Raw genomic sequence first — 12,816 nt, forward strand, 5'->3', positions numbered from 1 at the left:
GGTCGGCGACCCGGCGGTGCTGGCAGCGGGCGACCTCGTCCGGGCTGGGGCGAGCCCGCCTCGAGGGCCCGCGGGGGCCAGCCACGGTCACATCATCCAGAAACCTGGCGGTGCGATGGCGCGATTTCTCACCCCCTGAGAAGTCGCGCCATCGCCGCGCCGTCGACGAGCGACCGCCGCAGGACACCCCGCGACGTCAAAGGGGCTACGGCCCGAAGGTGGCGTCCGAGTGCGCCTCGGCCACGATGATCTGGGCACCGATCGGCAGGATGCCCCCGTTCTGGAAGTTGTCCACCACCACATCGATCGCCCGCACCGTCAGCCCGGAGTGGTGCGTGCCGGTGCAGGTGTGGGTGAACGTCAGCCCGCCGTTGTCGCAGAACTGCTCGTTCAGGACCACGGCCCCGATCCCGGGCAGGTTGATGAAGGTGTTCGGCAGCACTTGGGCCGAGATGTTCACCCCCAGCACCTTGAGGTTGACGAACTGTGTCCCGGTGTCGTTGGAGGACGCCCCGGAGGCGTTGGCGGTCGAGGACGACTTCGACGTGATCGCCTTCGCCTGGATCGCACAGGTATTGACCCCCGTCGGGATGACGCAGACGTTGGCCACGTTGGCCGAGTCCACCGACTGGCTCTGGGTCGGCGTGATCGTCCCCAGGGCGTCGGTGTTGAGGGTGCCGGCGATGGCCACCCCGAGCGCGTTGGCGTTGAGCAGGTCGCTGTGGGCGTGGCCGCCGCTGGACGGGATCGCCGAGAGCCCGAGCAGGATCGGCAGCAGGCTCGGGTCGGTCTGCTCGCTCAGGATGAAGGCGTGGCCGCTCACGGCCTGCGTCGGCGAGGTGGCGCAGATGGTGGTCTGCGGGAAGTCGGAGTGGGCGGTCGCCTGCGACACGACGATGTCGGCCGAGGCGATGACGGCCAGGATCCCGCTGATGTGGACGTGGATGCCGGTCACCTGCAGGTCGGCGGCGTAGGTGCCTCCGGAGTTCTGCCCGGTCGCCGGCCCGCTCGTCGAGCCGACCTGCTGCAGGACGGACACGTAGCTGTTCGGCCCGAAGACCAGCGCCGGCAGGCCGACGGTCAGGGTCTGGGTCACGGTGCCGTACGCCACGCCGTTGATCACCAGGCCGGCGATGCCCGACCCGGCGGCGTCAAACGACGACGACGAGCCGTTGGCATCGGTGGCGGCCACCGCCCGGATGACGTCGGCCTTCACCAGGCCGTTGAGGATATTGAGGTTGGCGGTCTCGGCCACCGAGGTGTCCTTGGCCTCGGCGGGCGAGGCGGTGATCACCGCGTTGGACTGCGTGCTCAGGAGGCCGGCGTTGAGCACGCCCCCGAGCCCCCCGAGGTTGAGGTTGACCGTGGCCACCTGTTGGTGGTTGCCGTTGCTGCCCACCCCGGTCTGCGACGAGGACGCCTGCGAGAGGGTGGCCCTGACGGCGAGCAGGCCCAGCAGGGCGCTGACGTTGACGTTGAGCCCGACCGCATTGCCGCGGGCGTGCGCACCGGCCGGGTTCGGCCCCGGGACCCCCACCAAGCAGAGGTTGTTGGACAGGATCGGTGCCCCGTTGTTCTGGCTGGGGCTGGTCATGCTCGCCTGGTTGCAGACGCTGCAGCCGACGTTGGAGTTGACCGTGGTGGTGACGGTCAGGGTGGCGTTGGTGCCCGCCGGGACGGTACCCACGGTCCAGGTGACGCTCTGGCCGACGTTGACGCAGTTGTTGGAGCACGATCCGAAGGTGAGCGACGAGGGCAGCGGGTCGGTGACGACGACGTTCTGGGCGCTGCCCGGCCCCCCGTTGACGTAGTTCAGCGAGAACACCAGCGTCTGGCCGCCCACCGCGTTGATCGACGAGGCGCTCTTGTGCAGGCTGAGGCTCGGGTTGGCGATGACGCACACCGTCGCCTGGGCGTTGCCGCCGCCGGTGATGGTCACATGGTTGACCACCGGGAACTCCCCGGTGATGGTGCACGGCGGCTGCCCGCCGGTGCCCGAGAAGGTCGTGGGCATCTGGGCCTGGTAGACGATGTTGACGGTCTGGCCGGCGGGCACCGTGACCTGGCACGACAGCGTCGAGGTCACCGCGAAGTTGGTGCAGTTGGCCGGCACCGTGCCGGTGATCGTCGCCGGGGCATAGGTGTCGCTGACCGTCGTCGTGCCGGGAGCATTGCCCGTGTTGGTGAGCCGATGGTGAAGCTGACCACCCCGCCCGGCAGGGCGGTAGCCGCCGAGGCGCTCTTGCCCACGATGAGGTTCGGGCAGCCAACGACGATGGTGGTGACCGCCGTGTGCTGCGGCGGGGCGTTGGTGGCGGTGAGGTTGGCGCTGTTGTTGACCGACCCGCAGGTGGTGGGCGTGGTGGTCGCCGTGACATGGATCCTGATGGTGGCTCCCGGTGCCAGGGTGCCGATGGTGCAGGTCAGCGTGGTGCCGGTGAGCACGCAGTTGGCACCGGGCGAGGTGCCGGCGGCGTCAAGGCTCCACGACGTTCCGGTGACGGCAGGCAGGGTGTCGGTGACGGTGACGCCGTAGGCATTGCCCGCGGTGGACGTGTTGGTCACCTGGATCACATAACCGATGGTGTCACCCTCGTTGGCGCTCGCATGATCGGCGGTCTTGGTGAACTGCAGGTTGGGGCAGTTGATGGTGATCTGGGCCGGGGCCTGCGTGGTGATGGTGGACCCGTTCTGGACCGTGGCGCGGGCGCTGTTCTGGATCGTGGCGCAGGCGACGCCGGCAGTCGATGCGGAGATGTGCACATGGATGCTGCCGCCTGCCGGGATGGTGTTGTTGGCGCACGTCAGCACGCCGCCGCTGATGCCGCACCCGGTGGCGGTGGTCGACACGGCATCCACCTGCCAGGTGAAGCCGGCGGGCAGGGTGTCGGTGATGGTGACGCCGTTGGCCGGGCCGGTGCCAGAGGAGTTGTCGACGGTGATCGTGTAGCCGATGGTGTCGCCCGAGCTGACCGAGCTGCGGTCAGCCGTCTTGGTGATGACGGTGTTCGGGTGGTTTACCGTCACGGTGGCCGTCGAGGACACCGTCGGGTTGTTGGACGACATCGCCGTGGCGGTGTTCGAGACGGTGCCGCCGGTACCCGAGGCGGTGGTGGCCCCGATCTGGACGGTGATCGACTGGCCTGGCCCGAGGTTGGTCGGGCCGCAGTTCAGGGTCTGGGCGCCCGCGGTGCCACCGATCGAGCAGGCCCCCGCCGGGCTCTGGCTGGTGATCGACCAGGTCAGCGTCCCGTTGGAGGAGGGCAGCGGGTCGGAGACCACCACGCCGCGGGCCGTGCCGGCGGACGAGGTGTTGGCGATGACGACGGTGAAGCCGATGGGGTCACCGGCGGAGATCGGCGAGGCGACGGCGGTCTTGGTGATGCCTAGCATCGGGCAGTTGACCATGATCGAGGCCGAGGCTCCGGTGGTGGTGTCGGAGGACGGCAGGTTGGTGGCTCCGGTGCTGGCCGAGTTGTTCAGGGCGGCGGCGCAGTTGGCGATCGAGGTGGTGCCGGAGACCGACACCGAGGCGCTGGCACCCGCCGCCAGGTCGCCGAAGCTGCAGTTGAGCACGCCGGCGCCGGTGATGGCGCACGGGGTGCCGGCGGGCTGGGAGGTGATGGTCCAGCTCACCCCGGCGGGCAGGGTGTCGGTGAGGGTGACCCCCCGGGCGGTGCCCGGGCCGGCATTGGTGACCGTCACCGAGTAGGAGGCGACGTCCCCGGCCGAGATCGACGTCGATGCCGCCGTCTTCTGGATGCTGAGCGACGGGCAGTTGACGGTGAGGGAGCCCGAGGGGTTGCCGCCGCCGTCGTTTTGCGAGGTGATCAGCGCCGAGTTGGTGATCGAGAAGGCGCCGGTGGTGCACGCCCCGCCGGTGGCCGCCGTGGTCGGGCTGGTCAGGTGGATGACCGCGGTGCCGTTCAGCCCCAGGCTGGGCACGGTGCACACCAGGGTGCCGGCGTTGTTGACGCAGGTGACGCCCGCGGTGGTGGGCGGTGCCACGGTCCACGAGATGCCCGGGGCCGAGGGCAGGGTGTCGGTGACGGTGATCGGTCCCGAGGCGCCGCTGGCGGTGTTGGTCACCGCGATGGTGAAGCCGATCGGGTCGCCCAGGCTGACGGTGGCGGCGTCGGGGGTCTTGGAGGTGGTGATCGAGGCGTGGTTGATCACCACGGTGCCGGTGGCCGTCTGGGTCGGGGCGTTCGTGGCCGTGGCCGTCACCTGGTTCACCACCGGCGAGGTGGTGGCCCCCGAGGTCTGGGCGGTGATGTGCACGGTGATCGCCTGGCCGCCGGCCAGGTTGGTGGTCGGCCCGCCGCAGGACAGCACCTGGCTGCCGGCCGCGCCGGAGATCGAGCACAGCCCAGGATTGGACTGGCTGGCGATGCTCCAGGTGAGCGTCGCGGTGCCCGACGGCAGCGGGTCGGAGACCGCGAAGCCGTGGGCCACGGCGGTGGCGGCGGTGTTGGTGACCGCCACGGTGAAGCCGATCGGGTCACCCGCCGAGATCGGGGTGGCGTCGGGGGTCTTGGTCACCGACAGCGCCGGGCAGGCGACGGTGATCGAGGCCGAGGCGGTGGTGGTGGTGTCGCTGGCCGGCAGGTTGGTCCCGGCGACGTTGGCCTGGTTGGAGATCGCCACCTCGCAGTTGGCCTGCGAGGTGGTGCCCGAGATGGTCACCACGTTGGTGGTGTTGGGAGCCATGGTGCCGTAGGTGCAGGTGAGCACCCCGCCGGCGATGGCGCACGGGTTGCCGGTGGGCTGGCTCGTGATCGTCCAGTTCGCCACGCTGGCAGGCAGGGTGTCGGTGAGGGTGACGCCCTCGGCGGTGCCCGGCCCGGAGCTGGTCACGGTCACGGTGAACACGGCGGCGTCGCCCGCCGAGATCTGCGACGTGGCCGCGGTCTTGGTCACCCCCAGGTTGGCGCACAGCAGGGTGATGCTGTCGCCGCTCTGGCCGCCCATGGCGTTGCCGATCATGAGCGTGGCGTTGTTGTTGATGGTCGCCGTCCCGTTGGTGCACGCGCCGGCGCTCGCCGCGGTGGTGGGGCTGGTCAGGTGGATGACCATGGTGGCGCCGCCCGCCAGGCTCGCCAGGGTGCAGTCCAGGGTCCCGGCGTTGTTGACGCAGCTGACCCCGGCCGGGGACACCGAGGCCACGGTCCAGGAGACACCCGGGGCCGAGGGCAGGGTGTCGGTCACGCTCACGTTGTTGGCCGCCCCCGCCCCGGTGTTGGTGGCGGTGATGGTGAACCCGATCGGATCGCCCGCGGTCACCGGCGACTGGTCGGCGTTCTTCACGAAGTTGACGTTGGCGCAGTTGATGGTGATGGTCGCCGCCGGCGTCGACGTGCCCGTCCCGTCGTTGTTGGCCTGGAAGCTGGCGACGTTCTGGATCGTCCCGCAGTCGTTCTGGTTGGTCGTGGCGACGACGTGCACCGCGATCTGGCCGTTGTTGGTGGGCGGGGCCGGGATGGTTTGGTTCAGGCAGGTCAGCACGTTGCCTGTGATCGTGCATCCCACAGCTGTGGTGTTGCCCGAGTCGACACTCCACGAGGTTCCGGTCAGGGCGGGAATCGTGTCGGTGATCGTGACCCCATTGGCGTCGCCCGGCCCGGCGTTCTGCACCATGATCGTGAACCCGACCTGGCCTCCAGCGTCCACCATCGCCTTGTCGGCCGTCTTCGTGATGGAGATGTTCGGGTGGTTGACCGCCACGCTTGCGGTCGAGGACACCGACGGCGCATTGGTCGCGGTGGCGGTGGCGGTGTTCGGGATCGAGCCGGCGGTGCTTAGGCTGGAGGGGCTGGACACCTGCACGTTGAAGCCCTGGTTCTGGTTCAGGTTGCCGACGGTGCAGTTCAGCACCTGGGCGTTGATCGGCCCCGAGATCGTGCACGGCTGCGACGCCGGGCTGAACGTCCACGCCACGCCGGTGTTCGGCAGGGGGTCGGTGATCGTGACCCCGGTCGCCGTCCCGGTCGTGGTATTGGTCACCCCGATGTTGAAGGCCACCGGGCCGCCGGCAGTGACGGTGGGCGTGACCGGGACCTTGTTGATCGTCAGCGTGGGGCAGTTGACGACGACGGACGCCGACGAGGTGCCGCCCCCGTCATTGGTGGTGGTCACCGAGGCGGTGTTCGGGATGGTGCCGCAGCTGGCCGGCGTCGAGGGCGAGGTCAGGTGGATGCTGGCCGACTGCCCGGCGTTCAGGGACCCGATGGCGCAGGTCAGGACGCCGCCGGTGGTGCTGCAGGTCCCGACGGTCGGGGTGGCGGTCCACACGGTCCCGGGCGTGGTGGGCAGGGTGTCCGTCACATTGACCCCATTCACCTGCCCGGTCCCGGTGCTGGTCACGCCGATGGTGAAGCCGACCTGGCTGCCGGCGGAGACGGGCGAGGCGTCGGCCGTCTTCTGGATGGCGATGCCGGCGCTCTGCACGGTGAGGATCTCGTTGCACGGGCTCTTGGCGGGGAGGTCTCTCCCGGCGGTGCTCCCGTTGTAGGTGGCCTGCCAGTAGTACGTGCCCCCGGTCGGGAAGGTGACGTTGCTGCTGGGCTGGACCACTCCGTTGGCCGCCACCAACACCGTCTGGCTGACCGCCGGGCTCGTGGAGGCGACGGTGCAGTTGGGGTCGGTGAAGACCTGGTAGGTGAGCGTGCCCGACGGGTTGCTGGTCGTGTTCGTGAGCGTGGCTGTGTCGCTGACCGCCGAGCCGGCGGGCACGCTGATCGACTGCCCGCTCTGTGCACCGCTGCGCAGCGACGTCGAGACGTTGGGCGTTTCGCAGTTGCTGAACACGATCGGGCCGGCGAACTCACCCAGGTTCGAGGAGATGCTGCCCGAGGTACGGGTGTGGGGAAGGAAGGTGTTGAAGCACCCGGTGCCGAAGCCGGCGGCGTTCAGGTCGATGCCACCTTCCATGAAGAGGTCGGGGACGAGGGTGCTGATGAGCGCCCCGCTGTCGTCCCGGCAGGCCCAGCCACCACACGGGATGGTCGCATTGTTCGTCGCCAGCGTCACCGCTTGGTTCGAAGTCAGCACGTACTGCGGGAAGCCGCTGTTGCTGGTGGGGTCGCACACGACGCCGATCGGCCCGGGCGTCGAGGCGCACTGCCAGCGGTACAACCCGAAGGTGGGCGTGCCATTGCCAGAGATATCGACGGACGCCAGGAGGTCGCCCTCGGTACGGTGCCCTGCGAAGGTGCCGCCAGTGGACGGGGCGCACCCGTTGGCATCCGCATTCGTGGTGACGGAGGACTGGAGGAACTCGAAGTCGATATGGGTGTCACCGTTCGGGTTGGTGCGCTCGGCGCCGAAGAAGATCTCATTGCGCGCGGCACTGCCGGTGCCCGTGACATGTGACAAGGAATAGATGTCGGAGATCTGGTCCTTGCTCGTGGTCTTCGACAGGCCCCAGGTCAGGGCGTTGATCGCCGACCCACTCTTCAGTCCGCTGGAAAAAACCTGGGGCTGCCCCGTCCCACAGGCCGTGGTGTCGGTCTGCAGGGGGACGGGCACGAAGGTCGCATGGGCGATGGTGGGGTCGGCCGCCGCCTGGGGAGTAAGCGGGGGAGCGACCGGGGGGGTGGTCGGCCCTTGGTACTTGCCACCGTCGAAGATGCCTCCCGTGCCGGCGACAGAAACCACGTTGCTGGCACTCACGGTCCGCGTGGGCCCCGAGTTGCCCCAGTCGTACGTGCTCGTCACCGAGGTCTTGAGGATGCTGCCGTCGATGGCCACGAAGTTGCTGGGCAACGCGGACGCCGACTGCAGGAGCACCGGGATGCTGCCTGCCACCAAGCCCAGGACGACGAGCTGGCCCACCCGACTCTGCAGCTTGCGCCGGCGTCGGTTTCGCCGTTGTTGGCGGACTCCAGTTGCGGTATTGGCGGACTGGTTCTCGGAGTCCTGAGCAGATGAATTGTCGACCATTTCGTCCCCCCCCGGGATGTCGCCCTGCCTGAGCGTCACTGTCGTTGCCGGGCCGCAATCCTCACCGCCGCGGCCGCATTTCCAACTCGGCGCCCGACGTCCCCTGAGAGTGCCCACACGCGGATGGGCCGATGCCAGGCCGCGGAAGGCTACCTGCCAACTAGCGCTAAGTAAAGAGGGAGGGATGAAAAAGTGAATTATGGGTGTAGTGAATTCATACGCTTTAGACTGCCCCAGTCAAGCACCCGCCACGGACGGAAGTCGCCCCCCTCTCTGCGTGGCTGCGTACCGATATGTATTCTGAAAGTCCCTTCATAATCTGGGCGATAACTCCCCCGTTTGGCCTGAAGCTCGATACTCTGTCTCAGCCCTTGCACAGCAAGGGATACGTCCGTTCAGGCCGCTTCGACAGATCGCTCCCGGGGGCCTGGCTCCCCATGGCCTGATCGTGCTATCGCCCCCCTCCTGCAGGGGGGGTTCCCGGGCCACCCATAGGGAACTCCCCCCGTCCTCCCCACGGGGGATGGGCTAGCCCCTTTCAATAGCGCTTTCAATCGTCATTTCTAATGGTTTATCGCGCCCGGCGGCCGATCGATGCTATAATCAGGTCGATTCAACCGTTTCAAACGGTTATAGCAATTAAAGGCCGGCGGTCGCCGCGACGATACGGACCATTAGTAACAGGCCAGCCCGTAAGGAATGGTGCGTCGACACCGAGGCTGTCCAATTCAGGTGCGATGGATGGGCTGCTCTCGACCGGATTTAAAAACTGTATTACTGATCGCTTGGAGTGGGTCGTACCTCCCCGGTAGCCCGCGCCGCTGAAAGGAGCGTCCGGTATGGACCCATACCTGTCCCGCACGTCGCTGTCCCGTCTCGTCAAGGCCAGCATCCTGGTTGCCGGTGTCCTGGCCGCCAGCGTGGTCCCCTCGGCCGCCTTCGCCAAGGGCAAGCCCGATCACGGCGGCGGCAACACCAGCGGCACCGGCATCTGCTGGGTGTCTCCCAACCCGGTCCCGCTCGGCGCCCAGTACGACATCAGCGGCTCCGGCTTCGCTCCCAACGAGATCCTGCAGCAGTGGACCATCTCCAGCCTGGCCACCAGCATCACCTTCGTGGGCGCCGACGCCAGCGGCAACTTCACCGGTGCCACCGGCTGGGCGAACCACTCGGGCGCCTACACCGTCGAGGTGAAGGACTCCGCCTCGGGCGCCATCAAGGCCACCTGTTCGTTCACCATCTCGTAGCTTCCCGTTGTAGTTCGCAGCCCGAACATCAAGAAGGGTCGGCCCGCCGCCGGCCCTTCTGCGCGCATGATCCCTGCTCTGCGCCGTGCTCATGGTCCCTAGGCGATGTCATAGCCCACTTGGAAACGCCATTGGGATCATTTGTAAATTTTAATGACAACTGAGGCGTCCGTTGTGCTAGGGTCGCCGGTGTTCAGTGGTTTTCTGCAGTGCTCTGCACCACGGGCGGGGGGTCCGCGCCTGTTGGGGGGGTTTCCGGCTTACCGTCTGAAAGGAGTGGTCCCTCGTGGCACGCCCGGCCCACCGTCAACCCCGGCACGTCCCCACCCACCGCCACCCGTCCAAGCTGCCCTCCGCCCGTGCGGTCGGCACCGGCGCCGTGGCCGCGGGCTGCATCGCCATGACCCTGGTCCCCGTGGCGGCCGGGGCGAAGGGCAGGACCAACGGCGGCGGCCACGGAGGCGGGGGGACCCCGGTCCTGGTCGCGGGCGGGGCAGCCACCTGCTCGGTGCCGGAGACCGCCCTCGGTTCGGCCATCATGATCAGCGGGTCGGGCTACGCCCCGGGCGCCGTGCTCCAGGAGTGGATGGTGGGTCCCTACACCGGGATCTCGTTCATCGGCGCCGACGGCCAGGGGAACCTGGGAGGCGACCTGGGGTGGGCCAATCGCGCCGGCGACTACACCGTGACGGTGAAGGACTCCGCCAGCGGTGCCACCGAGGCAAGCTGCGCCTTCAGCATCTCCTAGCTTCTTTCATCCCGGCAGGAATTTAGCGGTTCCTTGGTCGGCAGGGACGTCAGGTCCAGGGGATGACGACCTCGAGACCCGCGAGGCGTGTGGCATAAATGGTGATCGCCGAGATGAACAACCCAGCCGAGGGGATGGCGGTGGCCCATGCCCCCAACCCGGGTTGGCCTTCCCGGACCGCACGGTGCGTAACTCGGAGAGGACGTGGGTGTCGAGCAGGAGCATCAATCAGAGGGCTGCCGGGACCGGCAGGTCGATGTCCTCCACGCCTGGCGGCTCCGAGCCGTTTCTCGTGGGGGTCGAATAGGGGTCGAAGGTGAGCAGGGCGTGCGAGGGCCCTCCCGGCGGCCGCGCCCCCCGGCCGGCTCAGCGTGCGTAGATCGCGCCCCGCATCCCGCCGCCCCAGTGGAAGCGGCAGTAGAACGTGACGTAGCCCGCGGCCGGAACGGTCACGGTCGCGGTCCCGTTCTGGCCCTTCCCCAGCACCACGTCGATGTGCTCGGCGTCCACGGTGAAGGTGTGGGTCAGCGTGCCGTTGTTGGCGATGTGCACGGTCACCTGCGCCCCGGGCGTCGCCTGGATGAACGTCGGTGTGAAGTGAAAGTTGGTGGCCGAGACGTCGAGCGAGAACGCCGCCCCCCGCCCGGCGTCGTCGACGTTGGCGTTGTCGTTCACCACGTAGGGCAGCGAGATCGGCGGGGCCAGCCCAGTCGTCTGCCCAGTGGCCTTGGCCCCCGGGATGGTGGCCGCCCTGCTGGGCGCCGCCGCCGGATGCTGGAGGCTCGACGGGGCCGCCGTCGGCTGGTGCGGGGACGAGGCCTCCGGTGACGCCCCCGAGGCGGCGGCCGACGCTGAGGCCGTCGCGCTCGGCGGCCCCTCCGATGCGCCGGTGTCGCGACGCTGCGGGATCAGGGCGGCGGCGAGCACCAGTGCGGTGGCGAACAGCGCCACGATGAACAGCCGCTTCACGCCGTTGGCTCCCCCCCGCCGCCCCGCCGGCGGCTATGACGGTAGCACTGCGGCACATCGGGGAACCAGGGATGGGCGTCAGGCCTTTCGCGCTCCGCGCCCTCCTGGCGGCTATGGGACGGTGAACGAGCTCGTGGACGTGGTCCCCGGCGAGCACGCCAGCTTCAACTCGTAGTTGCCCGACGCGTAGCTGGCGTCGATCGTCCAGGTCCACGTCGCCTGCCCTTTGGCATCGGTCCTCATCGCCAGCTGGAGGCCCGGGGGGGTGATCGACTTACCCTGCCCGGTGACCGCGAGGGTGCACTGTGCCCCCGGTGCCGCCAGCCCCCGCACCGTCTCCGTGCCCCCCTTGGACACAGGCGACGTCAGGGCAGCGATGGTGGTCGTCCCGACCCGCGGCGCCGCCGCGCTGGCGCCGCCCTGCCCGGTGGAGGCCACACTCGAGGCCTGAGCGCCGGCACTCGGGCCGCCCGCCTTGGTGCCGGTACTCACCACATCGGCCAGGACGATGCCCCCTCCGACCAGAACCACCACGACCGCCACGACGACGCCCCATCGACGGCGCCTGCTCCGCTCGATGCCATTGCCCTGCCCTTGACCCTGCGATCTCATTTCCCGCTAAGCGTGAGCGATCCACTTGCCGCGGTGACCGTGTTGATGATGGTGCTGAAGGAGTAGACGACGGTCGGTGACGGGTTGCTCGCCGGCGGCTTCGTGTTCTTGATGCTGCTCGGGTCGAACTTGATCCCGATAATCCAGAGCTGGCCGGGCGCGGTCGCCGGAACCTGCACGGTCGTGGTCTGGACACCTCCAGCATTCGTCACCGTCACCCTGGGATTCTTGATCACGTTGCAGTTTGCGTCATACAGAACGATCTGTCCATTCAGTGCCGAGAAGTTGGGCCACGGGTTCCCATTCGCCAGGGTGGGCCCGTTGTTGGACTGGGTGATGGTCACCGGGAACGTGGTGCCGGCCACCGAGTGGAACGCCGAGTAGTAGAAGAAGACACCCGGTGACACGTTGTTGATGGCCCCGTTCTTCAGTTGGTACCGCAGGGAGTCCAACGTCGGAGCGGTCCCGTTCAGGAACTGGGTGCAACTCACATTGGTGGGCGTGAGCTGCGAGCTCGCGAAGGGCCGCACGGTGTTGGTGATCGTGCAGGTCACCGACGCCCCCTGAGCGACGCTCACGGTCAGGGGCCCGGTGCCACTCGTGCTGTCCCCGCTGGTGCACGAGATGCTGGAGAGGTAGTTGCTGAGCGTGGTCCCCGTGCCGGCGACCTCGCCCACGGTGTGGTTCCCCACGGGAAGGGTGACCGGGCCGGTCGTGCCCGCATCCCCGACATCCGTGCCGGTGGTGTTGGATGAACCGTCGATCTGCAGGGTGAATTTGCCGGTGTCAGAGCTGGGCACGAGGTGCTTGACCACCGACAAGGTGCCGGTGAGTCGGGTGTTGGTGATACCGCAGGTAACGTTCTGGTTGGAGTTCACGGTGACATTGAGCGGCCCGGCATTGGTTCCCGAGGCGACTGAGGCCCCCGTCGCGTTGTCCACGCACGTGATGCCCGACCCGTAACTGGAGAGGCTCGTGCCGGTGCCCGCGCTCTCAGCGACCGTGTGCACCCCCGCGGTCACTGCCGAGGGACCGGTCGTTCCGCCATCGCCGACGTTGGTCGCCTGCGCCCCACCGTCGATCAGCAGGTTGAACGTGCCGCCGTCGGGAGTGACGGCGGACACGACGTGCTTCGTGACGGTCAGGGTCCCCCCGCTGCGGGTGTTGGTGATGGTGCAGGTCACGTTCTGGTTGGAGGCGACGTCGACCGCGAGCTGGGTGCCGGTGCCTGAGGTCGGGTTGGTCGTGCCGGTGCAGCTGATCGCCGAGGTGTAGTCACCCGGGTTGGTCCCGGCCACG

Annotated in this window: 7 protein-coding genes; 2 read left to right on the forward strand and 5 right to left on the reverse strand. The window is 68.4% G+C overall.

Features of this window, described 5'->3' with window-relative positions; all coding sequences use genetic code 11:
- Window positions 1-205: 205 nt before the first annotated feature.
- Window positions 206-2,113 carry a choice-of-anchor P family protein gene (locus VFW71_11560; protein HEU5003398.1) on the reverse strand — a complete coding sequence of 636 codons (1,908 nt, stop codon included), beginning with the start codon at window positions 2,111-2,113 and terminating at the stop codon, window positions 206-208.
- Window positions 2,083-7,833 carry a hypothetical protein gene (locus VFW71_11565; GenBank protein ID HEU5003399.1) on the reverse strand — a complete coding sequence of 1,917 codons (5,751 nt, stop codon included), beginning with the start codon at window positions 7,831-7,833 and terminating at the stop codon, window positions 2,083-2,085. Before VFW71_11565 ends, VFW71_11560 begins: the two co-directional genes overlap by 31 nt.
- Window positions 7,834-8,780: 947 nt before the next feature.
- Here VFW71_11565 and VFW71_11570 point away from each other — a divergent pair.
- Both VFW71_11570 and VFW71_11575 read left to right on the forward strand, forming a co-directional pair.
- Window positions 8,781-9,188 (forward strand): hypothetical protein, encoded by a 408-nt coding sequence (locus VFW71_11570; protein HEU5003400.1) that lies wholly within the window; start codon window positions 8,781-8,783, stop codon window positions 9,186-9,188.
- 286 nt (window positions 9,189-9,474) lie between these two features.
- Window positions 9,475-9,936 carry a hypothetical protein gene (locus VFW71_11575; GenBank protein HEU5003401.1) on the forward strand — a complete coding sequence of 154 codons (462 nt, stop codon included), beginning with the start codon at window positions 9,475-9,477 and terminating at the stop codon, window positions 9,934-9,936.
- Window positions 9,937-10,302: 366 nt separating this feature from the next.
- On the opposite strand, the gene VFW71_11580 is transcribed toward VFW71_11575, so the two are convergent.
- The 3 genes from VFW71_11580 to VFW71_11590 all read right to left on the reverse strand — a co-directional run.
- Window positions 10,303-10,905 carry a cupredoxin domain-containing protein gene (locus VFW71_11580; protein HEU5003402.1) on the reverse strand — a complete coding sequence of 201 codons (603 nt, stop codon included), beginning with the start codon at window positions 10,903-10,905 and terminating at the stop codon, window positions 10,303-10,305.
- Between the two features lie 111 nt (window positions 10,906-11,016).
- The gene (locus VFW71_11585) at window positions 11,017-11,448 is read right to left on the reverse strand and encodes a hypothetical protein (GenBank protein HEU5003403.1); all 432 of its coding nucleotides are present in this window, start codon (window positions 11,446-11,448) and stop codon (window positions 11,017-11,019) included.
- Window positions 11,449-11,513: 65 nt separating this feature from the next.
- A partial coding sequence (locus VFW71_11590) for a hypothetical protein (protein HEU5003404.1) occupies window positions 11,514-12,816 on the reverse strand: 1,303 nt, incomplete at its 5' end.

This window comes from Actinomycetota bacterium (genome assembly GCA_035765775.1).
Classification (GTDB): Bacteria; Actinomycetota; CADDZG01; order JAHWKV01; family JAOPZY01; genus DASTWV01.